We start from the raw sequence: 25340 nt of genomic DNA on the forward strand, positions 1-25340 counted from the left end.
AACGACATGACGACCCATCAGGATTGGAAGCAGAAGGCGAATGCGTTGTCGCTCGACGGCCGCGCGTTCATCGCGGGCGAGCGCAGTGCGGCGGCGTCGGGCGAGACGTTCGCGACGCTCAACCCGGCGTCGGGCAAGGTACTCGCCGAAGTCGCGCGCTGCAACGAGCGCGACGTCGATCGCGCGGTCGCGGCTGCGCGCGATGCATTCGAGTCGGGCGTCTGGTCGAAGGCCGCGCCCGCGCATCGCAAGGCGGTGCTGCTGCGCGTCGCGCAACTGATCGACGAGCATGCGGAGGAACTCGCGCTGCTCGAGGCAATGGAAGCCGGCAAGCCGATCGGCGAGTGCCTGGGGCTCGACATTCCCGAGTCGGCCGCGTGCATCCGCTGGCACGCGGAGGTGACGGACAAGCGCTACGACGCGTTGTCGCCGTCCGGCAGCGGTGTCGTCAGCATGATCACGCGCGAGCCGATCGGTGTCGTCGGCGCCGTGCTGCCATGGAATTTTCCGGCGCTGATGCTCGCGTGGAAAATCGGCCCCGCACTGTCGGTGGGCAACAGCGTTGTCGTGAAGCCGGCCGAGCAGACGTCGCTGTCGACGCTGCGCATCGCCGATCTCGCGCGGGAAGCCGGCGTGCCGCCGGGCGTGTTCAGCGTCGTCACCGGGTTCGGCGGCGAGGCAGGCGAGGCGATTGGCCGCCATCCGGACGTCGATCTCGTCGCGTTCACCGGCTCGACCGCAACCGGCAAGCGCTTCCTGCACTACTCGGCCGATACGAACCTGAAGCGCGTCGTGCTCGAATGCGGCGGCAAGAACCCGCAGGTGATCCTGCCGGACGTCGCGAATCTCGACGCGGTCGCCGAACAGGCGGTCGCGGCCGCGTTCTGGAACATGGGCGAGAACTGCAGCGCCGGCTCGCGGATCCTCGTGCCGTCGAGCCTCAAGGCGGAGCTGCTGGAGAAGGTTTTGGCGGTGCTCGACGGCTGGAAGACCGGCGACCCGCTCGACCCGGACGTGAAGCTCGGCGCGCTGATCGAGCAGAAGCACTACGACAAGGTGCTCGGCCATATCGAGAAGGCGAAGGCGGAAGGCGCACACGTGGTGTGCGGCGGGCAGGCAATGCTCGCCGAAACCGGCGGCTGGTTCGTCGAGCCGACGATCTTCGACCAGGTGACGCCCGGGATGAGCATCGCGCGCGACGAGGTGTTCGGGCCGGTCGTCTGCTTCATCGAGTACGACGACGTCGACGACGCGGTGCGGATCGCGAACGATACGTGCTACGGGCTCGCTGCATCGCTCTGGACCGACAACGTGAACAGTGCGCACAAGGTCGCCGCGCGCATTCGCGCGGGGACGGTCACGGTGAACTGCTTCGGCGAAGGTGACCTGTCGACGCCGTTCGGCGGATTCAGGCAGTCGGGGTTCGGCGGCCGCGACAAATCCGTGTACGCGCACGATCAATATTGCGAACTGAAGACCACCTGGCTGAAGCTCGACTGAGCGATGCGGAGCACGCGGCATCCCAGGCCCGCACGGCTCGCACGGCCCGCGATGGCGCTTGGAGGAGCGGTTTCGGCGGCGCGCGCGCTGCCGCTGATCGACCACGATGTCGTGCTGCACCCTGTTGTGCGGGCATGGTCACCGGCCGATCGCCCGTGAGCGCCCCGCAGGTGGCGCGCGAAGGGAAGGGCGATCCGCATCTGGAGGCGCGACGCGACACCGCGACGGTACCGGCTGCGGTGTGCCGCGGATCGGCGAGGCATGGAGCGTAGGTGTCTGCCGGACGTGCGTGTTGCCGTCCCCGTCATCGCTTCCGATAATAGCGATACGGTGCACAATCGATCGAAAATGGCGTCATCGTGACGCCGTTTGCGCGGCCGCCTCGTTCTTGCGAACCGCCCAACCGATGCGCAAGCTGCGATATCAGCCAATTGAAAGGTTTGCGGCGAGACTGACCGAAGGCAGCCGGCGGGACTGCCGTCGACGCGTTCGTCGGCGCAGCGTCCGACCGCCGTTTTGAGAGTGGAAGCCATGTTGAAGAAGCAATTGTTTGCCGACCGACTTCTCGCGCAGATGCCGTCGCTTCGCGCGCTGCGCTGCTTCGTGACGGCGGCGCGCTACGAAAGCTTCACTCAGGCCGCCGAGGTGCTGTGCGTGACGCAGGCCGCGATCAGCCGGCAGATCAAGGAGCTCGAGGATTCGCTCGACGTCGCGCTGTTCGAGCGCACGGGCAGGCATATCGCGCTGACGGATGCCGGGCGGGTCCTGTACAACGCGTCGTACCTGTCGATCATGAACATCGCCGAGGCGGCGGAGGCCGTGCGCCGGACCGACAAGCACGCGCTGATGGTCTGCGCGTCGCACACGTTTTCCGCACTGTGGCTGTCGTCGCGACTGCCCGCGTTTCGCGAAAGGTTTCCGGATATCCAGCTGCACGTGATCGTCACCGAGCATTTCATGGAGCTCGACGGCCTCATCGAGCCTGACGTGATCATCACGAAGAACCCGCCGCGCGCCCCGGAGTTCGAAGCCGAACCGCTGTTCCACGACATCGTGTATCCGGTGTGCAGTCCGTCGTTTCGCGAGCGGCATTTTCATGGCCGGTCGCTGAAGCCGCTGGACCTGCTGTCGTGCCCGACGCTGAACCTGTCGATGCTCGGCCGTGCCCAGGTGTGCGAGCACGTCGACTGGCGCGTGTGGCGCAACTGGTTCCAGCAGAGCGACGGCACCGAGACGCTGGCCGGGAGCAAGTATCTGGAAAGCAACGACTACCGGCTGCTCGTCGCGCAGGCCGAGGCCGGCGAGGGCACGCTGCTGGGCTGGCACCACCTCGTGCACCGGCAGATCGACGCGGGCGTGCTGGTGCGCCCGGTGCAGGATGTCCTCGTGTTTCGTGATCGCCATCATTACCTGATCACGCACAGGAATGCGCACTCGCGGCCGGAGTACCGACTGTTCCGTCAGTGGCTGCGTGACGAGGTCGCCATCATGATGCGCGACTGGCTCGATGCCGGCGTCGAGATCGGTCGATGACACGCTGCCCCGGCCAGCCTCGATCGGCATCCGGCCCGCTCTGCTAGAACGTATAGGCGACGTTCAGGAACACGCTCAGCGGATTGAGCCGGAGCGTCGAGGTGGACACCACCGGCGTGCCGGTCGCGGTTTGTCCGTACAGCGTGAGGTGGGTCTTCACCGGCATGTAGTTGACCGAGGTGCCGACCGACCAGTGCTTCGTCAGCGCATAATTCGCGCCGATCTCGAACACGGGGTTCCACGATGCGCTGAGGGTCGCACGCGCCGAGCCGCCGGGGCCGAAGCTGTCGGTAATGAACTGGCTGTTGGTCGCGCGAACCTGCGTGAACCACGTATAGTTCACGCCGATGCCGAGGTACGGACGGAATTTCGATGCGGCTGCAAAGAGGTGGTAGCGAAGCTCGATCGCGGGCGGCATCGGCCGTGTCGTGCCGAGCGTGCCGTACTTCTGCAGGGTGCCGTCGCCGATCAGGTTCACTTTCAGCGGCATGCCCAGAAGTATCGCGACACCCAGATTGTCCGTGACGTAATACTCGGTCGTGATGCCCATCGTGTCGGTCGAACTCGCATGTGCGCCGGTACCGGTCATCTGCTGATTCACCGTTACGCCGCCGACACTTTGCACGGTCAGCGGCGTCGCGTCCCCCTGCGGCGCAATGTGCAGCCATCCCACCGACGTCGTGATGCTGCCGGCCGTCTGCGCATTCGCATGGCCCGCAAGCGAAGCCATGCAGATACAAGCCGCGATATTTGCGGCGCTCGTCGTCCTGTTGAAATTCATCTCGTGTCTCCTCCGTCTCGATTCGTTTTACGAATGGCGATTCAATTTTCAAAACTCGTATGGATTACTGATCAAACGGCGCGTACTGCCTTGAAGCGCGATAGTCATCCGGGCGACCGGGAATCCCTCGTCGCCCGGAATCTGTCGTTGTCGGTCAGGCCGGCCGCATCGGATGCGCGGCGATCGAGATCGAGAATGCAAACGGGAAACGCCCGAGCACCGAACGCGCGGCGGCCTCGAGCGCCGGGTCGCTCAGTGCGACCGCGACCGACATCCTGCCCGCGTCGTCGGTGTTGACGTCGAGCGACGTGCAGGGCGCGCCTGCCTGAGCCAACGCGGCCTGCAACGCATCACGTGTCTCGCGGCGCTTGAGCTCGGGCTTGAAGATCTTGCCGACGCCTGTGAGCGGGATGGCGGCCACGATCCGCACGTGCTTGGGCACCGCAGCCCGTTCCGCGATTTCCTGTTGCATGAACGCTGCCAGATCGTCCTCGGTAGCGTGCATGCCAGGCTTGAGCTGGACGTACGCGACGGGCAGCTCGCCGGCATGTGCATCGGGACGCCCGACGGCCGCGGCAACCTGCACGGCCGGATGCCGATGGAGCGGTTCCTCGATCGACGCGGGATCGATGTTGTGGCCGCCGCGAATGATCAGTTCCTTCTTGCGGCCGGTCAGCCAGAAGTACCCGTCGGCGTCGCAGCGGCCGAGGTCGCCGGTGTTCAGCCAGCGCCGGCCGTCGCCGAGATCGGGCCACAGCCCGTTGTTCTGGTCGGCACGCAGGTAGCCGCTGAACACGTTCGGCCCCGCGATGACGAGCAGCCCCGCCTCGTTTGCCGCGCAGTCGCGCACGTACCGTCCCGCTTCGTCCACGACGATCGTTTTCATCGCCTGGAACGGGAGGCGCAGCCCGATCGAGCCCAGCCGGCGCTCGCCGGTCGGCGGATTGACGCTGCTCACGCACGTTCCTTCGGTCAGGCCGTAGCCTTCGAGGATCCGGATCCCGGTTTTTTCCTGGAACGCCTTGAACACGCCGACGGGCATCGGCGCCGCGCCGCACAGGCCGTATTCGAGCGAATCGATCGCATGACCGTCGACGGGAACGTCGAGCAGCGACGCATAGAGCGTCGGGACGCCACTGAAGAAATTGATGCGATGGTGTTCGACGATTTCCCAGAAACGTTTGACGACGCCGTCCCCCCGGTAGCCCTGCGGCGTCCCGAGCACGACATGGGCGCCGCGCGAGAACGGCAGCAGGCCGGTCACCATCGCGGCATTGACGTGAAAGAGCGGCAAGCCGCAGAACGTCGTCTTGCCGGGGCCGATGCTGTCGCCGAGGAACCGGCTCGCGCTCCATGCGTTCGCGACTTCGTTGCCGTGGCTGCGCATCGCGATTTTGGGCAGGCCCGTGGTACCGCCGGTACAGAAGAACGACGACATGTCGTCGGGGCGGGCGCGGCGCGGATGATCGAGCGCGTCGCCGGATTCCCGCGCAATCGCCGTACCGAAGTCGTGGATCTCGATGTGGGCGGGCACCGCGGCGCGCAAGCCGCCATCGTCGCGCTCGCCCGTTCGCGGGGCGGGCGGCACCGTGCGGCCGCGCAGACGGTCCGCCGGATCGACCAGCACGAGGTGCCGCAGCGACTCGACCCGATCGACGATCGTGGCCACTTTCTGCCAGAGATCGATGCCGGGGAACGGCGCGAGCGTGACGAGCACGCTCGCGCCGGCCGCCTCGAGCAGCTTTGCGATCGCTTCGCCTTCCAGCAGCGGATTGATCGCGCAGACGATGCCGGCCGCCTGACCGCCCCAGATCACGAAATGCGTTTCCGGAAGATTGGGCAGCACATAGGCGATCACCGAGTTCGCGCGCACGCCGATGCGGGTGAACATGTTCGCCGTCCGCGTGATGTCGCGCACCAGCTCGCGATAGGTCCAGCGCTCGGCGTCGCGGTGGGCGTCGGCGGTCGGAAAGAAGGACAGCGCGGGAGCGGACGGATCGATCGCCGCACCGGCGCAAATCATCTCGTACGTGCTGGCAGGCAGCGCCGGCGGAAGGCCCTGCGCTTCGATCGCCAGCACGTCGTCTTGGGTCGCGATGCCGTTCATGCCGCTTCGTCCATGATTTCGTTGCGTTGCACGCCCAGGTCGATCGTGCCGTCACGGCTCGCGATCCGGGCTTCGACGATGTCGCCGGCCTTCAGGTACTGCGTGCGTCCCGCCTGCACCTTCATGAACATCTTCCACTTGACCGATTCGGGAAAGAGCGCGACGGCCCGCTGCTTGAGCGGCGACGGAATGCTGAGGGCGCACCCGGCCGGCGTACCGGTCGCGAGCAGGTCGCCGGCGTGAAGGTCGTGCACGCCCGACAATTCCGTCAACGTCTCGGCCGGGCCATAGACGAGGTTCGACGTCGAATCCTGCTGACGCACCGTGCCGTTGACCGTCAATGTCAGGTCGAGCGCCTTCAGCTTCGGGAAGTCGCGCTGCTCGAGCAGGCACAGGTAAGGGCCGACCGGGCCGAACGTCCGGAAGCTCTTGCCCTTGTAGAACTGCATCTGCGGGATCTGGACGTCGCGCGCCGAGTAGTCGTTGACGATCACGATGGCGGCGACGTAGTCGTGCAGGTTCGCGTCCGTGATCCGCTGGCGGCTCGTGATGTCGCGCTTGAGGATCAGGCCGAGCTCGATCTCGTAGTCGAGAAACCGCACGTGCCGCGGCTTCACGACCGGCGAATTCGCGGCGACGATGCAACTCGTCGCCTTCGTGAAGATCATGTTGAACTTCTTCGCATCCGGATCCATGCCGGATTCGATCATGTGCTGGCGATAATTCGCGCCCTGGCAGACGAACTGCTGGTTGGCGGTGACGGGGGGCAGCCATTCCACGTCGGCCTCAGGAATCGTCGGCCCGTCGAGCGTGACGAGCCGCTCGACCGGGTTCGCCGCCAGAAAGCGCGCGGTCGTATCGAAGTCGCCGGGAATCGGCGTGACGGCGCCATCGGCGACGACGCCCCACTGGGCGCGGCCGTTGTGCCGGAAGTGCAGGACTAGCAGTGACATGTGTGGGTCTCTCGTGAGTCGAACAGGCGTCGGAGTCAGGCGAACAGTTTTGCGAGGGTCAGCAGCTTGCCGAGTGTCAGATCAGGGCTGCGGCGCAGGTTGCGAAGCAGTGCGGCAATGCTCGACGGCGTGAAGCGCGGCTTCGTGAAGCTGCGCGGCATCGTCGGGCCCCACTGCGCCATCGCTTCGCGGCTGACCGGATGGATACCGGTGGGTTCGTCGGCGGTAAACAGGTCGCCGTCGCAGTAGTGCTCGTGCTTGGCGCCCCACGGGTCTTGCCAGTAATCGAATACCTGGCTGCCGAGAATGTGCCGCCCGATGCCCCACGCGTGGGTCCAGCCGGCGTCGCGCAGCATGCGCTGGCCCATGCCGAGCGCGTCGGTGTCGACGACCTCGAACGCGCTGTGGCTGTAGGTGGACACGAAGCCCTGCGCGAGCGCGAGCGTGTGATGGTCGGCCGGCGTGTCGCCGCGGTCGAGCCGCATGAACGCGACCGCCGGCGAACCGTCCGGCAGCACCTGGACATCGCTCGGGATGAAACCGAAATGCCGCGTGTACCACGCGCACGTTTCCTGGAAATCGGCGATCTCGAGCACCACGTGGCCGATCCTGACGATCTCCGGCGGCGCGGCGGGCGGGCGCTGCGTGTCGTTGATGCGAACGCGCGCATCCACGGAGTTGAACGCGAGCGGCGCGCGGTGCGCCAGCGCCGGCAGTCGCGTCATGCCGGCCACCGCATCGACGCGAAAACCGGCCGGATCGACGAGCCGCACGCGCTCGCCGCCGCCCGGCCACGCCGACGGCTCGATGCCCGACGCACCGGGCACGGCGGTCAGCGCGAGGAGGTCCGCGCGGCTGTCGACCTCGAGCCCGAACCCGGCAAACGCCGGCTTGGGCGCGCGGCGCACCACGTAGCAGAAGCCGGACGCGCCGGTGGCGCGCAACAGCAGCAGGTCGGCATCGCGCGATGTGGTTCGCAATCCGAAGTCATTCAGGAAACGTTCGGCTTCGTCGAGATCCGGGCGCTCGAAGACCAGGTAGGCGAGGGTGGCGGCTCTCGTCGTGGGCCGCGGATGGCGGGCAGGCTGGGCGGTGGTGAGTTTCATGGCGATGGAGGCTCAGGAGGGACGGACGACGGATGAAACGGGAACGGGCACGGCGCGCGGCGCCGCGCCGAGCAGCGACAGGCTGTCGAGCACGATGCGCTCGACGTCGGCGGCCGGCCCGTCGTGGACGACGGTCTTGTCGGGGCGCACGACGGCCACCCAGCCGACGCGCGCCACGCCGGGAAGGAAGGTGCCTTCCAGGTCTTCCCAGCAATCGCGGCCGCCGCGATCCGGGCGCTGGCCGCGTTGCGCGATCTGCACGATGGTGCCGCCGGCGCCCGCCAGCGCGGTCGCGGCGTCCGCCGTGAGCCCGACGCGCGGGTCGCAGCCGAAGCCGACCAGCGTGTAGCCGTTGCCGAGCACGTCGTCGCTCAGGCGCGCGGTGCCGTCGGCTCCCCTCAGCCATCCCTGTGCGAGCGTTGCGCCGCGCGTGAGCTTCGCGCCCGAGCGGCCGCGCACGAAGAGCCCGGTGCGGAACGCGTTCTTCGGCTTGATGCGCAATTCCTCGAGTTGCGCGCGCAGCACCGGCACGCAGCGCAGCGCGCGCATCAGCCCGTGCGTGGCGTACGCCAGGGCCGCGTTGCGCGGCATCACCAGGCGCCCCATGAGCTTCGCGAGCCGGATCATCGCGCGTGCGTGCGGCCGGCGTTCCGCGTCGTACGTATCGAGAATGCGCGGCTCGGCGCGGCCGAGCACCACCCAGGCGAGCTTCCAGCCGAGGTTGGCCGCGTCGCGCAGCCCGGCGACGAGCCCCTGGCCGACGAACGGCGGCGTGATGTGCGCGGCGTCGCCCGCGAGAAAGACCCGGCCGTTGCAGAATGCGTCCACGGTGCGCGCGTGGAAGCGATAGACCGCCTTGCGCTCGATGGTGAGCTCGTCGACATTGCCCCACGGCGCGAGCAGTTCGCGAATGCGGGCATCCGACTCCATCTCGTCGCGGCGCTCGCCCGGGTGCAGCATGAACTCCCAGCGCTCGCGCGCGCCGGGCGCGACCATGTGCGGCGTCGGGCGCCGATGGTCGCAAATGAACTCGACATGATCGATCGGCCGCGGCACGTGACGCGCATCGACGATGAGCCAGTCCTCGGCGTAGGTCTTGCCGTTGAACTGCTGGCCGATCAACTGGCGCACCTGCGAGCTTGCACCGTCCGCGCCGACCAGGTAGCGGGCACGAACCGTGTGCGCATGGCCATGCTCGTCGGTCAGCGACGCAACGACGCCGTCGCGTTCGTCGACGAAACCTTCGAACGTCATCCCGAGTGCGACGTGCACGTTGTCGCGCTCGCGCAGCCGCGCGCGCAGGCAGCGTTCGAGATCGGGCTGGTAGAACGTCACGAGTTTCGGATGGCCGTCGAGCGTGCCGAGCGTATCGATCCGCGCGAATTCACCGAGCGCGGGCGAGCGCATCCGGACGTAAGGGATCGGCACCGTGTCGAAATCGCGTTCGTCGACGCCCGCCATCTGCAGGATGCGCAGCGCTTCGTTGTCGAGTGCGATGGCGCGCGGCGCCATAAAGATCCCGGTTGCCTTGTCGATCACCACGACCTTCACGCCGTAACGCGCCAGCAGGTTCGCGAGCGCGGCGCCGACCGGCCCGAACCCGACGATCAGGATGTCGGCCGCCGACGGCAGCCCGCGCGCGTCGGACTGCGCCGCGCTGCCCGCGGCGCGCGAATGCGCGCCCGTTGCTTCAAATGTCTCCACCGTGTCTCCATTCGTCTGTCGATCTCGGCTGCCGCGTGCGATCGGATGTGTTTGGTGACATTAAAGTCATAGATGATGACTTTGTCAATGTAGACATTTGAATCTATACTCGGTCCATATCAGAACCGGATCCGTCATGTCGAACACTCCTAAACGCCGGGCACCCAAGCGTGCCGCCGCCGAGCCTGCCGTCGCCGCCGACGTCGCCGCGCCGGTTGCCGAAGAGCGCGAGCCGCGCGGGGCGCGGCGCAAGCGCGAAACCCGTGGCCGTCTGCTCGAGGCGGCGTTGAAGCTGATGGCTGAAAAAGGCATGGAAGGCGTGGCCATCAACGAGATCACCGAAGCCGCCGACGTCGGCTTCGGGTCGTTCTACAACCACTTCGAATCGAAGGAAGCGATCTACACGACGCTCGTCGAGACGGTATTCGAGGAGTTCGCCGATTCGCTGGATCGCCTGGCGAGCGGCCTGTCCGATCCCGCGGAGATCATTTCGGTGGCGGTCCGGCACACGCTGATGCGGGCACGGCGGGAGCCCGTATGGGGTCACTTCCTGATACGCGAAGGTTTTTCCGCGCGGGTCCTGACGCTCGGCCTCGGTCAGCGCCTGCTGCGGGACATCGGGCGCGGCATCGACGAGAAACGCTTCGTGGTCGCCGACCCGTTCATCGGCTTCCTGTCGGTTGGCGGTACGGTGCTGACCGCAATTGCGGCTGAGCTCAACTTCGTCGCGCCGGGCGCGCCGGCGGCCGGTGTGCTGCAGGAGCTCGGCTTCAGCGGCGAGCATTTTCCGGAACGCACGGCGGCCACGCTGCTGCAAACGCTCGGGCTCAAGCGCGCGGAAGCCGAGAAGATCGCGAACCGGCCGCTGCCGGTCGTGGAAGCGGCCGAGACGGAGCAGTGACGCAGCGCCGTCGCCCGCTGCCAGGCTCCGGTGAGTCAATTGCGCATGAGCGGCGACACGGCAGCCTGGGCCGGAATGTGGCCGATGTTTGGCGAATTCCGGCCGGGTGGCCCTTTCTTACGCGTCGCTGAACGGCCGGTTGGCCGGTGACGACGTCGATGCGGCGCCGGTCGCAACCGCGACCAGCGCGACGCGGATCAAGATCGATCCGATCACGACGTTCGCGTCGGTGGGTGATCGGTTCTGAACGGAATAAAACGGCACGCGCGCGAATCGCGAGCGGTCACGGCGCGCGCGGCCGCATCGGCCGGCATCTCGACGCCCGATAGATCCACCGTGGCGAGCCGTTCGCGGCGCGCGTCGCTCATGCTCGCGGCGAGACATTCGAGCGGCGCGGCGCCGCCGACCGCATTGCGCAACTGACGGACCAGCTCGCAAGCGTCGTCGATACGCGATCGCTTCGTGCCCGTTTCCAGGCGCATGGCCGCCGACAGCGCGTCGAGTTCGTCGGTCGCGCAGCATGCCCGCCGCCTCGCGGCAATCAGGGCGTCTGCTTCGACGCCGCGCTTCGACACGAATGCACGGACGAGCTCGATGTATTCGGCCACCGCGGCGATCGCCCGGTTCGATACGGCGTCGAGCTTGCCCCGCTCCCACTCCGGCCATGCGAGCACGCTCACGCCGAGCGCAACGAGCGCGCCCGCGACGCTGTTCGCGACCCGTATGCCGGCGAGCAGCCAGGGCGATGCGACGGGCGTGCCGAGATACGCAACGAGAATGAAATGCGGCGTGAGGAACAGGATGTACGACACGTAGCTGACCGGCCGCGTGGAAAAGGTCCCGGTTGCGAGCGGGACGATCGCCAGCGCGAGAAGCGCCATGTTGTGAGACGCGAGCGCGACGCCCGATGCGACGATCGCGCCCAGGATCGTTCCGAATACCCGCAGGCCGGAAATTCTGACGGTGTGCGGCACGGTGGGCTGCATGACGAACAACGTGGTCAGCACGATCCAGTAACCTTGCTGAACGCCAAGCGCGCGGGCAAGGACGGCGGAGAGCATGGTCGCCACCGCCAGCCGCAGTGCATATCGCGCGACGCGTCCGTTTGCGCGAATTTCCGTCAGCGCCGCCGCCATGGCGAAACCGATCGCCTGGAATGGGCGTGGCCGTTCGGGCGCGGCGGGCGGCGCCTGGTTTCGATCGCCGGCGCGGATATCGCCGATCTCGGTGAACGCCGTCACGAGCGTCATGCACGATTGCAGCCATGCGCGCGCGTGGTCGTCGAGTGCCGAACCGTCCGCGCGCAGCGTCGCGCTGCGCATGTCGGCCGCGAGCCGGTTGCGCAGCCGAGCGAGCGCGGCGTCGCAGCCCGGCCGTTCGAGCACCGCATCGGCATGCGCATCGATCAACGCGACGAGCCGGTGCAGCAACGGAACGAGCAGGGTGGCCGCGGTGGCGCAGTCCGCGGGACGGTTGCCCAGCAGGCTTTCGAGGCCCGCCAGCAATGCGATCGACCTTTCGCCGCCGAGTTGCCACGCCACGGCGGCCGCGCCGGCGCCGATCGGCTCGGCCTGGGCCGTGCGCGTCATCGCGTCGAGTCGCGTTCGCAACGCGGCGCGATTCGGGCCGCTCGCGCGCCGCGGATCCTGTGCGACCGGCACCAGCGCGCGCACGAACGAACTCGCCGCATACAGGTAGGCGAAGGCCGCCCTGCGTGCGCGGGCTGCGTGGCTTTCCCGCCAGAAGCCCACGAGACAGACGACCGCCCACAGGCTTCCGCCGGCAAAGCTCGCGGCATACTGGGCGGGCGCCGGCCATGGATGCGCGGGAAACGCGGCCGACACAGCGCATGCGGTGGCGAGCAGCAACCCGCGCGTGCCCGTCACTGTGCCGCCGAGCCGTGCGAGGCCGCCGAGGTAGACCGCGACGCCCGTCAGCGCGACGGCGAGCCACCCGACCTCCGCGACAGTCGTCGCGCACACGGACGCGAGCGCACCGATCGCACCGAACCACAACCCCGCGACGGCCCGCGCGCGGATCGATTCGGACGGATCGTCCGCAAGACACGTCCAGAACGTGGCGATCGCGGCCCAGCACAGCAACGGCGCGTGCAGCATGGCGGCGAGCAGCGCGGGCGCCGCGCAGATCAGCCCGGCCTTGAGCGCTGCCGAGAGCGGCAGGTGATGCCGCCCGTCGCGCAGTGCACGGGCGATCGTGTCGCGGATGCGCTTGGTGACACTCATCGCATGCTCCTGCGTTATCGCGTGGTAACGGGCCTCGGCACCGGGATGACGGTGAGCGACCGAACGCCTTGCGCGCCGCGAACCAGTACGCCCTCGATGTCGGCGGTCGCCGACGGTCCGCTCATCAGCACCGCATAGTTGGCCGCGAAGAACTCGTTGCGGTGATACGCGTGATGCAGGTTGCCGACGATGTCCGCGGGGTCGAGCAGCGCGACCAGGTGCTGCGACAGGTAACCGAGCGCGTTGACGTTGTATTCGGTCTCGCTGAGCCATATCGAGCCTGTCTCCGAGACGGCGAACGCGGGGCGCACGATCCCGACGTCGACATCGTTCAGCGCGCGCGGATCGTCGATCGCCGCGAGGTCGCGGTTGCCGTCGAACTCGGGGGTCGCCGAGCAGAACACGGATGCGCCGGGAAACCGGGAGCGGATGAATGCGTCGAGCGACGTGCGCTCCGGCAACGCGCACCACGTGCCGCCGAGCCGCGCGAGCGACGCGCGAAACGTGTCGACGGCGGGCGGCAGGTTCGCGTCGAACATCGGCACCTGCGGCAGCGGCCGGCGGGCGGGGCGCACTTCGCGCAAACGGGACAGAATCAGGTCTCGGCTGCTCATTTCTTGTTCCTCTTCAGATACCAGTCACGGAAAGTCTGCTCGGGCGCGTCGGGCACTTCGCGTTGCCTGCCCCACACGTTGAGCGGGTTGTAGAGCACGGCGCGCGGCAGCACCGATACCGCGGTGCCCGCCGTCTTGACGGCCGCGCGATACAGCGCGGGCCGCGACAGCACCTGTCCGGCGACTTTCATCGCCTCCTGCTTGACGAACGGCAGTTCGTGCTGTTCGGCCACGATCTGCCGCCACTTGTAGATTTGCTCGTGGATGTTGATCCTCACCGGGCACACGCTGGTGCAACTGCCGTTCATCGTGGACGCGAACGGCAGCGAGCTGTACTTGTGCAGGTTGAAGGTCGGGTTGATGATCGCGCCGATCGGCCCCGAGTACACACCGCCATAGCTGAGGCCGCTGCTGCGACGATAGACCGGGCACGTGTTCATGCACGCACCGCAGCGGATGCACTTCAGCGAGTACCAGAAATCGTCCATGCCGAGTCGCTCCGAGCGGCCGTTGTCGACCAGCACGAAATGCATCTCGCCGCCTTTTTTAGGCCCGCGGAAGTGCGACGTGTACTGCGTGATCGGCGAGCCGATCGCGTTGCGCGACAGCATGCGTATGAACACGCCGAGATGTTCGAGCTTCGGAATCAGTTTTTCGATGCCGATCGACGCGATGTGCAGCGGCGGCACGTTGGCGCTGAGGTCCGCGTTGCCTTCGTTCGTGCACACGGTGATACCGCCCGTTTCCGCGACCGCGAAGTTGCATCCGGTCATGCCTGCGTCGGCGTTCAGGATCAGCGGGCGCGTGGCGTTGCGCTGCGCTTCGGCCAGTTTGGGAATGCTGCTTTCGTTCGGATCGGTGCCGATCTTCTCGGAGAAGATCCTGGCGACGTCGGTCGCGAGCTTGTGCACGGCCGGCACGACGATGTGCGAGGGCAGCTCATCGTCGAGCTGCTGAATCTGCTCGCCGAGATCGGTCTCGACGACCGTGATGCCGCGCTCCTCCAGATACGGACGCATCTCGCATTCCTCGGTCAGCATCGACTTGCTCTTGACGAGCAGCTTCGCGTTGCGCCGCTCCAGGATCTCGTACACGATCCGGTTGTGTTCCTCGGCGTCTTTCGCCCAGTGGACGACGACGCCGTTGGCCGTCGCGTTGCGCTCGAATTCCTCGAGATACTCGGGAAGGTGCGTGAGCGTGTGTTCCTTGATCTCCGACGCGAGCGTACGCAGCTCCTCCCATTCGGGGATGCCGTGCACTTCGGCGTCGCGCGACGTGCGCAGCTCCCACAAGCGCTTGTCGTGGAACTGGATGTGTTTCTCGTCCGCGATGAATTTCTCGGACGCTCCGACGTGGTCTACGCGTTTCATGCTCGTGCTCCGTTCAGGATCTGCGCGATATGGATGAATTTCAGGCCGAGCCCGAGGCGGTCCGAGCAGCCTTTCTGGTGCATCAGGCACGACGAATCGGCCGATACGATGTACTCGGCGCCGTTGCGCTGGTGGTCGCGAACCTTGTCCGCGCCCATGCGCGCCGACACGGGCGCCTCCGATACGCAGAAGGTGCCGCCGAAGCCGCAGCATTCGTCGGGGCGGTCGGGCTGGATGAATTCGATGCCGCGCACGCCCTTGAGCAGCGCCAGCGGCTTCGAGAAGAACGGCTCGTCGATCTCCGACATCTTCGCGGTACGCAGCCCGCGCAGCGTGCCGCAACTGTTGTGCAGCCCGACCTTGTGCGGGAACTCGGCCCACGGGAATTCGCGCACACGCAGCACGTCGTGGAGAAATTCGACGAGCTCGTACGTGTTCTTGCGCACGGCGACCGCGTCGCGCGTCTGGTCGGCGGCCGTGAGGTGGTCGCGCACGTGGTGCACGCAGCTGCCGCTCGGCGCGACGATGTAGTCGTAGCCGGTGAAGTTCTTCACGAACAGGTTCTCGGTCGCTGCGGCCTGCTTTTCGCAGCCGCTGTTGCCCATCGGCTGGCCGCAGCAGGTCTGGTCGAGCGGATAGTCGACATCGCAGCCCAGGCGCTCGAGCAACTGCAGCGTGGCGATGCCGACCTCCGGGTAGAACGCGTCGATGAAACACGGAATGAAAAGGGCGACTTTCATGGGATTCCTCGGTTGAATCGAATGCTGGAAGTGAATGCGTCAGTGGTACGCGTGCACGCTGGACGCCTTGCCGCGGAACACCGAATACGCGACGTACGTGTAGAACACGATGAACGGCAAGACGAACAGCCCGGCTCCCCAGAACATGAACGTCTGGCTCGAACGCGGCGCGGCAGCCGCGTCGAGCGTGACGTCGAACGGCACGATGAACGGCAGATACGACGCGGCGAGCATCAGCACCATCGCGATGCATCCGGCCGCGGCGAACAGATAGGCCGACGCACCCTCGCGTCGCGCCGCGGTGGGCGCGTAAAGGAAGGTCAGGCACGCGGCGATCGGTAGCGCGAACAGCAGCGGATGCAGGAGCCAGCGCGTTTCGACGGCAGTTTCGGTCAGCAGGGTCGACGCGAGGATCGACAGGGCGAACAGCGCGGTGATCGGCGCGAGCCGGTTGATCGCGTCGCGACCGATGCGCTGCAATGCGTCGCGCCCCTTCAAAACCAGCCACCCCGAGCCGAGCAGCGCATAGCCGAGCGCGAGGCTCGCGCCGCACCACAGCGCGAACGGCGAGCACCATTCGAAGCCGTTGCCTGCGTAGCGCAGGTGGTCGACCGGCAACCCTTGTGCGTAGGTGCCGACGCACACGCCCTGCATGACGCTTGCGAGCAGCGAACCCGCGAACAGCAGCACGTCCCAGATTCGGCGCGAGCGGACCGCCTTGTGGCGGAACTCGATCGCGACGCCGCGCATGATCAGGCCTGCCAGCATCATGCCGAGCGGCGCGTACAGCGCCGGCAGCACGATCGAATACACCGACGGAAATGCGCCGAACAGGATCGTGCCGGCAATGACGAGCCACGTGCCGTTGCCGTCCCACACCGGCGCGATCGACGCGATCATCTCGTCGCGCGCATCGCCTGCGAAGGCCGTCAGCATGCCGACGCCGAGATCGAACCCGTCGAGCATCAGGTAAGCGACGAGCGCGAACGCGAGTTCGACGAACCAGAACCAGTTCATCATCGAAGTTCTCCTTATCGAATCGTGTGGATGTTCGGCTTCGGTGCGCGCGCCGGCCGCGCCGCGAGTGCATACGTCCGTTCAATGACATGGCCGTTCCAGACCGTCAGCACGTTGCCGTCGGCGAGGCCGCGCTGCACGATTCGCACGATGTAGTACACGCCGAAGCAGAAAATGAACGCGTAGATGGCGACGAACAGCGCGAGCGTCGCGGCGGCGAAGTGCGCGGTGAGCCCGGGCGTGAGCGCGTCGGCGGTGCGCAGCACGCCCCACACGGTCCAGGGCTGCCGCCCGACTTCGGCCGTGAACCAGCCGGCCAGGATCGCGATGAAGCCGAGCGGGAAGCTGAGCGCGAGCGGCCAGAGCAGCCAGCGTCGCTGCTCCAGCTTTCCGCGCCGGGCAACGGCGGTGCCTGCCCACGCAAGCGCCAGCATGACGAGCCCGCACCCGGCCATGACACGGAACGCGAAGAACGGAATCAGCACGGGCGGCCGGTCGGCCGCGGCGAAATCGGTCAGCCCGACTTCACGCGAGTCGACGGTGCCTGACGCCACGAGGCTGCCGAGAACGGGCACTTTCCATTCGAGGCGATTGCGCTCATGCGCGGCATCGGGAATCGCGAAGATCACTTCGGCGGCCGGCTGCTCGTCGGTCCATCGGCCTTCGACCGCGGCGAATTTGGCCGGCTGATCGTCGTGCAGGTAGTCGCCGGTGAGGTGGCCGAACAGGATCTGCAGCGGGACGAGTACGGCGGCGAGGGTCACGGACATCCGTACCATGACGGTGGCCTCGATCCGGTAACGATCCTTCAGCAGATATGCGGCGCCGACGGCAGCCACGCAAAATGCGGTCGTCAGATAGGCACCCAGCAGCATGTGCGGGAAGCGGACCCATACGACGTGGTTGAAGATGATCGCCGCCCAGTCGGTCGGCACGAATACGCCGTTTTGTACGACGTATCCGACCGGATGCTGCATCCACGAGTTGTTGACGAGAATCCAGAACGCCGACATCGTCGTGCCGGCGGCGACGAGGATGCACGACGTCAGATAGAACCACGGCCGCACCCGGGCGCGGCCGAACATCATCACGCCGAAAAACGTGGCCTCGAGCGCGAACGCGGTAAACGATTCGTAAGTGAGCAGCGGCCCCTGGATCGGGCCGCTCGCGCGGGACAGCTCGCTCCAGTTCGTGCCGAACTGGAACGCCATCACGATGCCCGAGACCACGCCCATGCCGAACGCGACGCCGAAAATCTTCAGCCAGAACGCGAACACGCGGCGGTACACGCGATTGCCGGTCGCAACGGACATGGCCTCGAGCACCGCGAGCCACGCCGCGAGCCCGATGGTGAACGACGGGAAGATGATGTGAAACGAGACCGTGGCCGCGAACTGGATTCGGGACAGCAGGAGTGCCGTTGCTTCCATGCGTACGCTCCATTGCGAGATTGCGTTGCAATGGAGTGTCGGCGTCCGGCATTTCTCGTGCGTTGCAGATTGCGGCTGCCGTGTTACATCTGAAATCGAACGGTCCGTCGCCGGCGACGGCGCGTCATGAGCGTCATGCGCGCCCGGCCCGGCGGGCCGTCAGCGCAGCACCGCGGCGAGCGCGCGCGCGAGATCGGGCGTCTTCAGCGGTTTGCGCAGCACCATCCTGACGCCGAGCGCGTCGGCCTCTCGTTCGAGCGCCGGTGTGCTGAAACCGCTGCACAGGATGACCGGAAGGTCGTTGCGCCGCCGCGCGAGGCGCGCCGCGAGCTGCAGGCCCGTCAGGTGCGGCATCGCATGGTCGGTCACGACGACGTCGAAGCGGGCTGGATCGGCATCCAAGGCAGCCCAGGCGGCCTCGCTCGATGAAAATCCGACCGGTTCGTAGCCGAGATCGGCCAGCACCTCTTCCCCGAGCCGGACGAGCGCGTCCTCGTCGTCGACCAGCATGACCACCTGCCCGCCGCCGTGAGGCACCGGGATCGTCTCGGCTTGCCGGGGCGGGCGCGCGTCCGCGGCGGGCAGATAAACGTCGAAACGCGCACCTTCGCCGGGTGTGGAGTGGACGTCGACGGCCCCGCCGTGTTCGCGGACGATGCCGTCGACGAGTGACAGGCCGAGACCGGTTCCCTCGCCGGCGGCGCGCGTCGTGAAGAACGGATTGAAGATTCGCTCGAGGATCTCGGCCGGAATGCCGTTGCCGCTGTCCGCAACCGACAGACGCACGAAACGGCCGGCGCTCACCGCGCCATGCGACAGCGAGCGCGGTGTCTCGATGCAGGCCAGGTCGAGGTCGACGCGCAGCGTGCCGCCTGAAGGCATGGCATGGATCGCGTTGCTGCACAGGTTCATCACGACCTGATGCAGATGCGTGGCGTCGCCCAGAATGCACGCATCGTGCGCCGGCATGCGCACGTCGAGTGCGACCTGCGCCGGCAGCGTCTCGCGTACGAGCTCGATCGCCTCGTCGACCACCGCGCCGACATCGACGGGCACCCTGGCCGTCCGGCCGCTGCGGCTGAACGTCAGGATGCGCTCGACCAGCAGCCGCGCGCGTTCACCGGCCCTCAGCACCTGTTCGATGTAGCGGTGCGCCGGTGCGTCGTGCGCGACGCTGGCGAGCGCACGATCGCCGAAGCCGAGAATCGCGGCAAGGATATTGTTGAAGTCGTGCGCGACACCGCCGGCAAAGGTGCCGAGCGCTTCGAGCTTCTGCGACTGCCGCAACTGGCGCTCGAGGCCATGTCGCGCCTCTTCGTCGGCCCGGCGTTGCGTGATGTCCTCGATCGTCGCGATGATCAGGTCTTCCGCGTCCGCGTCGGCCGGCTGATGAGCGGAAAACACGCGCGCCACGCTCATGTCGGCCCACACGACGCGGCCGTCCCGGTGCACGTAACGCTTTTGAAACCTGACGCGATCCTGACCGCGCACCAACTGGTCGATATGATCCTGCGTGAGTGCCCGATCGTCGGGATGCGTGATGTCCGATGCGCGCCGCTCAGCCAGCTCGCGGTCGCTGTAGCCGACCATCTGCTGAAAGGCGGGGTTGGCCATCAGGTAGCGGTCGTGCGCGCGCAGCACCAGGATCCCGACGGGGGCGTTCTCGAATACGGTGCGCCAGTGCTGCTCGCTTGCGCGCATTGCCCGGCTCGCGTGTTCCAGCCGGCGCATGTACGCGGTCAGCACATACATCAGCAGAATCACGCACACGACGATGGCGCCGACGCGAAACGTCGTGTCGTGAACGAACCCGGCGAGTACGAGCAGGAGCGCGAGGCAGCCGGCCAGCATCATGGCCCGGTGGCGCCTGGCTCGCCAAAGCGTACGGTGATGGGGCGACGTGTGTGACATTGGCGTTCAGTCCTGCATCGACGGCGGGTTTCGACTGTCACGCCCGGCGCCGGTGACGGCGTGGGGAGGGACAGGCCGCCCGGGGCGCGCGGCCGGCCCGCTCATTCGGCGCTCGTGCTCGTCCAGCCCGCCGCCGCGCTCAATCGGGTAACCGGCGCGTCCATCACGTAACCGGCGCCGCGCACGGTACGGATGAAAACCGGATGCGACGGATCGGGTTCGATCTTGCGGCGCAGGCGCAGGATCTGGACGTCGATCGAGCGGTCGTACACGTCGTCGTACATCCGGCTGGACTCGAGCAACCGGTCGCGGGACAGCACGCGCCCGGGTGCGGCGAGAAACGCATTGAGCAGACAGAATTCTCCTTTGGTGAGTTCGACCGGGGCGCCGTCCGGATCCGTCAGCCGCCGGGTGCCGACGTTCAACTCCCAGCCGCCGAATCGATACGCGCGGGCGTCGCTGTTGCGCCCGGTCGCCGGGGCGGTCGCGCCGGCCCGCCGCAGCAACGCGCGGATGCGCGCGAGCAGCTCGCGGTTGCTGAACGGCTTGGTCAGGTAGTCGTCGGCGCCGAGCTCGAGCGCCATCACGCGGTCGGCTTCGTCCCGTTTGCCGGACACGATGATGATCGGCAGGTTCGAGCGCGCGCGCAGCTCGCGGGCGATCTGCACGCCGTCTTCTCCCGGCATGCGCAGGTCGAGAATCACGAGATCGATTGCAAAGGTGTCCAGCGCGCCCGCCATTTCCTGGCCGGAATCGGCTACCGTCACGCGGATGTCGTTGTCGGACAGATAGCCGGACAGCAGTTCGCGGATTGCCGGATCGTCGTCGACTACCAGCACGTGAGGAAGGTTGGCGTCCGTCATTGTGCGGATACTCGTCGGGGAACGATTGAAATTATAGCCGGGGCGATGGGGCGAACGGGCGCTCGCGTGGCTGCTTGCTACGCCGGATCGTCGCGCCGGGCATCCCGCGCGCCGGTGCTCAGCAGTGCGACGCCGAGCGCGGCCGCCCAGCCGGCCGCGGACGGCATCCGATCGGTGGCGCCCGCCGTGCCGCTTGTGGTCTCCGGTAGCGCGGCGGGTTCGGTGTGCAGGCAGTCGACGATGTGCCGAAACCCGGCATCGCGCAGCGCGTACAGATGAACCTCGACCCACAGCGGGAAACATTCCCAGCCGGCGGCAATCTCCGCGTAGTCGGCCGTGGTGCAGGCGCTGCCGCTCACCGGTGCCACTAGCCGACCTTTCGTGAGCATTCGATCATGGTCGCGGCGAAGGATCTCGATCAACAGCTCGCGCTTGTGTTCGAAGTGCGCATAGAACGCGCCGCGCGTGTACCCGGCGCCCTCGGCGATATGTTCGACGCTCGTATCGGCAAAGCCTTTCGCGATGAATAGTGCGCGAGCGGTAGCGATGAGCCGTTCGCGGGTGTCGAGCCTGCGTTGCTCGCGCGTGAGTCGGGCGGGTTTCATCCAGGGTGGTCCATGCAGGTGGAAATGATCGAAGCGGCGCAACACCGCGCCGCGCGAAATACCGGATCGACGCGGGAACGCCGCCGCGCCGATTCGTGGTTCGTCGGGACGGTTTCGCCTGACGATGTCGCTGGGTCGGGCAGGGCACCGGCGCGAGGCCGATCGCCCAACCCGACCCGACCCGGCCCGGCCGCGCGTTTTCCCTGCCCGATTCAATCGATGAGCGGATCCGGCGCGCCGCGTTCGGCGGTGGCTGGCGCGATCCGTCGGTCGGGTGTTCCCGCGCGGCATCCGGCGGGCGGCGGCGCGTGCGTGGCCGCCGCGCGAATGCCGGCGGCGATGCCGAGCGCGAGCGTGTCGAGCGCATGGCGATGCGCGTCGACGAGCGCGTCGTAGCCCGCCGACGCACCGGCCCGAACGATGCTGCGGCAAGTCAGTGCCGGCTGTCCTGAGCCGGCGTCCACCGTCCACGTCGCATCGAGCAGCACGTGAGACGCCGGCCACGATTCGACACGCTGGACGTCCACGGCGACCCGATAGACCGGCGTGCCATCCGGATGAGCGACGCGGTGAACGTCGAACGTGTTCAGCCGGGACGTGACGCGCGTCGACAGTCCGTCGCGCATCTCGTCGCCGAGCGGCGCAACCCAGCGCTCCTGTTCCAGGATGTCGACCCGTTCGGGGCCGCGCTGCACCGCGAGCCGGTTGCCGTCCGCCGGCGCCGCCACGTGCACGCGCTGCATGTCGATCAGCCATGCGGGACGCGAGGCGTCGGTGTCGCCGCCCGCGCCATCCGCCATCCCGAGCGTATGGAACCGTACGGGCGGCGACGTACAGGCGCCGAGCACGGCCAGCGCGATGCACGTCGCGATGCGGATCGGCATCCGGAACGTGCGAAACGAATGCGGCGTCATTTCGGTTCTCCTTTCTTGCCGAAGAGCAGCGCTTCCGGATGCCGCTCGAGATAGTCGGCCAGCGTATTGAGCGACTGGAGCGTCTGCGTGAGCGATTGCATCGCGTCATGAACGTCCGATTGCATCGGCGAATCCTGCCGCAGCGTCGCCTGCGCGGCGTCGAACGTGCGTTGCGCCGCCGCCAGCGTGTCGCGCGCCTGCGGCACGACTTGCTCGTCGAGGTGTCCGAACAACTGGTTCGCATGCTCGAGCGCACCGTTCAGGCTGTTGCCGATCTGGTCGAATGGAACCTTGTCGAGCTTCCGAGCGATGTCGGCGAGCTGAACCTGCAGTTCGTCGAGCGTGTTCGGAACGGTCGGCAGCTCGACCGGCGTGCGGTGCACGTCCACGCTCGCGCGCGGCGCTTTCGGGAACATGTCGAGCGCCACGTACAACTGGCCCGTGAGCAGGCTGCCGGTGCGCAACTGCCCGCGCAGCCCCTGCAGCACCAGGTGCTCGAGGAGGTCGTGGCCGCCGGCCGTATCGGGGGCCGGCAGCGCGGTGTCGCTGTGCCGGCTCAGTCTCGACGGATACAGCGCCATCGTGACCTTCATGCTGAACGTGCGCGAGTGCTCGTTGTACTCGATCCCGATGTTCGTGACCTGACCGAGCGCGATGCCGCGCAAATCGACCGGCGCGCCGACGGACAGTCCGCGCAGCGACTGGTCGAAGCGCATGACGACCATCAGCGGCGTGCCGTCGGGGTCGCGCATCGCATCGGCTTCGTCCTGCGCGAGCCGGAACGACGCGTTGTCGGCTGCCGGCGGTGCATCGGCTTGCCCGGGCGGCGACTGAAACGCGAGGCCGCCGACGACCACCGTCGCGAGCGATTGCGTGTTCAGCTTCAGGCCGTTCGAATCGAGCCGCAGGTCCAAGCCGCTTGCGTGCCACCAGCGCGTTTGGGTGCCGACGTATTTGTCGTACGGCGCCTTCACGAACGCTTGCACGTCGACGCCCGTGCCATCCTTGTCGAGCGAGAAGCCGACCACCTGGCCGACCTGCAGGTGCCGATAGAACACCGGCGAGCCGATGTCGATCGAGCCGAGCGAATCGCCGTGCAGCAGGTAGCGGCGGCCCTGCTGGTCCGCGGTGACGGCGGGCGGTGTCTCGAGTCCGGCGAAGTCGGTCTGTTCGTGCGGCGAGCGGCCGAGGTCCGCACCGATGTACGCGCCGGAGAGCAGCGTGCCGAGCCCGGAGATACCGGTGGCGCCGATACGCGGCCGAACGACCCAGAATCGCGTATCGCGGTTCGCGAACTGCGCGGCGTCCTTGGTGAGCTGGATGCGCACGACCACGCGCTTGAAGTCGGGCGTGAGCGTGATGGCCTGCACCGAGCCGATATCGACGTCCTTGTAACGGACCTTGGTCTTTCCGGCTTCGAGGCCTTCTGCGTTCGCGAACGTGACGGTGATCGTCGGGCCGGTCGCGGCAATGCCGCGGTACACGAGCGCCAGCCCGATCAGCGCGCACACGAGCGGCACGATCCAGACGAGGGACGGGATCCAGCGGCTGCGCGGCCGGATCTCGGGTTCAGGCAAATCGAGGGGAAGCATCTTGTGAATGGACGTAGCGTTGTGACGGGCTTGCGCCCGTTCAGGATCGAGGGCTGGCGGCGCAGCGGTGCGCGCCGTCCCAGATGAGTCGCGGATCGAACTGCATCGACGCACACATGGTGAGCACGACCACTGCGCCGAATGCCAGTGCGCCGGGGCCGGGCGTGATCTCGGCGAACGAACCGAAATGCACGAGCGCGATCGTCAGTGCGACGACGAACACGTCGAGCATCGACCAGCGGCCCACGCGCTCCACCAGTCGATGGAGCCGCGCGCGTTCCAGCGGGCGCCATGGCGTGCCGCGATGCGCGGCAATGGCCTGCAACGCGAGAATCGCGAGCTTGAGCATCGGCACGAGCACGCTCGCGACGAACACGACGACGGCGAGCGGCCAGTCGCCGGACGTCCAGAAGTACGCGACGCCGGCGAGAATGGTGTCGTCCTCGGCGCGGCCGAGCGAGGTCGCATGCATGATGGGCAGCAGGTTCGCCGGGATGTAGAGAAGCGCGGCCGCGATGACGAGCGCGCCCGTGCGTGCGGCGCTGCGCGGGCGGCGTTCGTGCAGCGTCGAACCGCAGCGCGTGCAGCGCGCGTCGGCGGCTTCGGTATGCGGTTGCACGCGTCCGCAGGTATGACATGCGACCAGCCCCGCGGCGCGGGCCGTGACGCTTGCCGAGCGGTGGCGCCCGGTCGCGCCGGTCGCGTTCGTTGCGTCCGCTGTGTCGGGCGTCACCGGTGCAGCGCGTCGCGGCGTGTGCCGCCGGCGCGATACCGCGGCGGACGTACCGCCGCCGCGCAGCGCGATGATTTCGTCGCGCGCTTCCCACAGGCCGCCCGGGTCGAATGACGCGAGAAAGCCGAGCAACACGGTGAGGGCGCCGAACGCAAACAGCGCGGGGCCCGGTATCACGTGCGCGAGGCTCGTCATCTTGACGATCGTGACCAGGATGCCGAGCAGGAACACCTCGACCATGCTCCACGGGCGCAGCCGCTGCATGTTGCGCAGGACCGGCTCGAAGCGGGGCGGTACGCGGCCCGCGCGCAACGGTACGAGCACGTACAGCCACGCGGCGAGTTCCAGCAGCGGGAACAACATCGTCGTGCAGAACACGATCGCCGCCACCGCCGGTTGCCCGTTCAAGCGCAACGCGGCCACCGCGTCGGCCAGCGTCGCGTGCGATGCGATGCCGGCGGCGTCGAGCGCGACGATGGGAAAGGCCTGCGCGATGAAGAGCGTGAACAGCGCGGCGAGCGCGATCGCGCACCGCCGGTCGAGCGCCGGACGGCCGTGCGCGCTGCCGCCCACGCGGGCACGGCACCTCGGGCAGTGCGCAGCCAGCGCGCGCAAGCGCGGCGGCCGCCAAAACAGCAGGTCGCATTCGTGGCAGGCGACGAGGTTTTCGGGTTTCATCGGGAATCGATCATGCGGGGTCAAGGAGTGCCCGGCGGCGCGGTA

Annotated in this window: 20 protein-coding genes; 3 read left to right on the plus strand and 17 right to left on the minus strand. The window is 67.5% G+C overall.

Annotated features, from left to right (window positions below; all coding sequences use genetic code 11):
* Positions 1 to 6 precede the first annotated feature (6 nt).
* Both LXE91_RS35255 and LXE91_RS35260 read left to right on the plus strand, forming a co-directional pair.
* The gene (locus tag LXE91_RS35255; RefSeq protein WP_039371916.1) at positions 7 to 1500 is read left to right on the plus strand and encodes an aldehyde dehydrogenase; all 1494 of its coding nucleotides are present in this window, start codon (positions 7 to 9) and stop codon (positions 1498 to 1500) included.
* Between the two features lie 531 nt (positions 1501 to 2031).
* Entirely contained in the window at positions 2032 to 3033 is a 1002-nt protein-coding gene (locus tag LXE91_RS35260; RefSeq protein WP_039371915.1) for a LysR substrate-binding domain-containing protein, read from the plus strand.
* Between the two features lie 43 nt (positions 3034 to 3076).
* Here the strand turns inward: LXE91_RS35260 and LXE91_RS35265 are convergent, their stop codons facing one another.
* The 5 genes from LXE91_RS35265 to LXE91_RS35285 all read right to left on the minus strand — a co-directional run bounded on the left by LXE91_RS35265 (position 3077) and on the right by LXE91_RS35285 (position 9684).
* Positions 3077 to 3814 (minus strand): OmpW/AlkL family protein, encoded by a 738-nt coding sequence (locus LXE91_RS35265; RefSeq protein WP_039371914.1) that lies wholly within the window; start codon positions 3812 to 3814, stop codon positions 3077 to 3079.
* A 154-nt stretch (positions 3815 to 3968) separates the two neighbouring features.
* Positions 3969 to 5921, minus strand: coding sequence for an acyl-CoA synthetase (locus LXE91_RS35270; protein WP_039371911.1), 1953 nt, complete (start codon positions 5919 to 5921; stop codon positions 3969 to 3971).
* On the minus strand, positions 5918 to 6874 hold the full coding sequence (locus LXE91_RS35275) for a fumarylacetoacetate hydrolase family protein (RefSeq protein ID WP_039371910.1): 957 nt from the start codon (positions 6872 to 6874) through the stop codon (positions 5918 to 5920). The genes LXE91_RS35270 and LXE91_RS35275 overlap by 4 nt, the downstream gene beginning before the upstream one ends.
* Positions 6875 to 6909: 35 nt before the next feature.
* Positions 6910 to 7980: a VOC family protein gene (locus tag LXE91_RS35280; RefSeq protein WP_039371909.1), complete on the minus strand. Its 1071-nt coding sequence runs from the start codon at positions 7978 to 7980 to the stop codon at positions 6910 to 6912.
* Positions 7981 to 7992: 12 nt separating this feature from the next.
* Positions 7993 to 9684: a bifunctional 3-(3-hydroxy-phenyl)propionate/3-hydroxycinnamic acid hydroxylase gene (locus LXE91_RS35285; RefSeq protein WP_039371908.1), complete on the minus strand. Its 1692-nt coding sequence runs from the start codon at positions 9682 to 9684 to the stop codon at positions 7993 to 7995.
* A 136-nt stretch (positions 9685 to 9820) separates the two neighbouring features.
* Here LXE91_RS35285 and LXE91_RS35290 point away from each other — a divergent pair, with 136 nt between their 5' ends.
* Positions 9821 to 10585 carry a TetR/AcrR family transcriptional regulator gene (locus LXE91_RS35290; RefSeq protein ID WP_039371901.1) on the plus strand — a complete coding sequence of 255 codons (765 nt, stop codon included), beginning with the start codon at positions 9821 to 9823 and terminating at the stop codon, positions 10583 to 10585.
* Between the two features lie 212 nt (positions 10586 to 10797).
* Here LXE91_RS35290 and LXE91_RS35295 read toward each other — a convergent pair whose 3' ends face one another.
* The 12 genes from LXE91_RS35295 to LXE91_RS35350 form a co-directional block, all read right to left on the minus strand.
* Positions 10798 to 12828: an FUSC family protein gene (locus tag LXE91_RS35295; RefSeq protein WP_082139469.1), complete on the minus strand. Its 2031-nt coding sequence runs from the start codon at positions 12826 to 12828 to the stop codon at positions 10798 to 10800.
* Between the two features lie 14 nt (positions 12829 to 12842).
* The gene (locus tag LXE91_RS35300; RefSeq protein WP_039371900.1) at positions 12843 to 13442 is read right to left on the minus strand and encodes a LutC/YkgG family protein; all 600 of its coding nucleotides are present in this window, start codon (positions 13440 to 13442) and stop codon (positions 12843 to 12845) included.
* Complete coding sequence (locus tag LXE91_RS35305) at positions 13439 to 14812, minus strand: lactate utilization protein B (RefSeq protein WP_039371899.1); 1374 nt, start codon at positions 14810 to 14812, stop codon at positions 13439 to 13441. The genes LXE91_RS35300 and LXE91_RS35305 overlap by 4 nt, the downstream gene beginning before the upstream one ends.
* Positions 14809 to 15552: a (Fe-S)-binding protein gene (locus tag LXE91_RS35310; protein WP_039371897.1), complete on the minus strand. Its 744-nt coding sequence runs from the start codon at positions 15550 to 15552 to the stop codon at positions 14809 to 14811. The genes LXE91_RS35305 and LXE91_RS35310 overlap by 4 nt, the downstream gene beginning before the upstream one ends.
* Before the next feature lie 39 nt (positions 15553 to 15591).
* Positions 15592 to 16572: a cytochrome d ubiquinol oxidase subunit II gene (gene cydB / locus LXE91_RS35315; RefSeq protein WP_052760056.1), complete on the minus strand. Its 981-nt coding sequence runs from the start codon at positions 16570 to 16572 to the stop codon at positions 15592 to 15594.
* 11 nt (positions 16573 to 16583) lie between these two features.
* Positions 16584 to 17999 (minus strand): cytochrome ubiquinol oxidase subunit I, encoded by a 1416-nt coding sequence (locus LXE91_RS35320; protein WP_039371896.1) that lies wholly within the window; start codon positions 17997 to 17999, stop codon positions 16584 to 16586.
* A 159-nt stretch (positions 18000 to 18158) separates the two neighbouring features.
* Positions 18159 to 19853 carry a PAS domain-containing sensor histidine kinase gene (locus tag LXE91_RS35325; protein ID WP_052760057.1) on the minus strand — a complete coding sequence of 565 codons (1695 nt, stop codon included), beginning with the start codon at positions 19851 to 19853 and terminating at the stop codon, positions 18159 to 18161.
* A gap of 158 nt (positions 19854 to 20011) precedes the next feature.
* Positions 20012 to 20773, minus strand: coding sequence for a response regulator (locus LXE91_RS35330; RefSeq protein WP_039371894.1), 762 nt, complete (start codon positions 20771 to 20773; stop codon positions 20012 to 20014).
* 77 nt (positions 20774 to 20850) lie between these two features.
* Positions 20851 to 21420, minus strand: coding sequence for a TetR/AcrR family transcriptional regulator (locus LXE91_RS35335; RefSeq protein WP_223274280.1), 570 nt, complete (start codon positions 21418 to 21420; stop codon positions 20851 to 20853).
* A gap of 170 nt (positions 21421 to 21590) precedes the next feature.
* Positions 21591 to 22292 carry a PqiC family protein gene (locus LXE91_RS35340; RefSeq protein WP_039371891.1) on the minus strand — a complete coding sequence of 234 codons (702 nt, stop codon included), beginning with the start codon at positions 22290 to 22292 and terminating at the stop codon, positions 21591 to 21593.
* Positions 22289 to 23884, minus strand: coding sequence for a PqiB family protein (locus tag LXE91_RS35345; protein ID WP_039371890.1), 1596 nt, complete (start codon positions 23882 to 23884; stop codon positions 22289 to 22291). The genes LXE91_RS35340 and LXE91_RS35345 overlap by 4 nt, the downstream gene beginning before the upstream one ends.
* A 40-nt stretch (positions 23885 to 23924) precedes the next feature.
* Positions 23925 to 25295: a paraquat-inducible protein A gene (locus LXE91_RS35350; RefSeq protein ID WP_039371888.1), complete on the minus strand. Its 1371-nt coding sequence runs from the start codon at positions 25293 to 25295 to the stop codon at positions 23925 to 23927.
* Positions 25296 to 25340 lie beyond the last annotated feature (45 nt).

The organism is Burkholderia contaminans, from assembly GCF_029633825.1.
Taxonomy (GTDB): domain Bacteria; phylum Pseudomonadota; class Gammaproteobacteria; order Burkholderiales; family Burkholderiaceae; genus Burkholderia; species Burkholderia contaminans.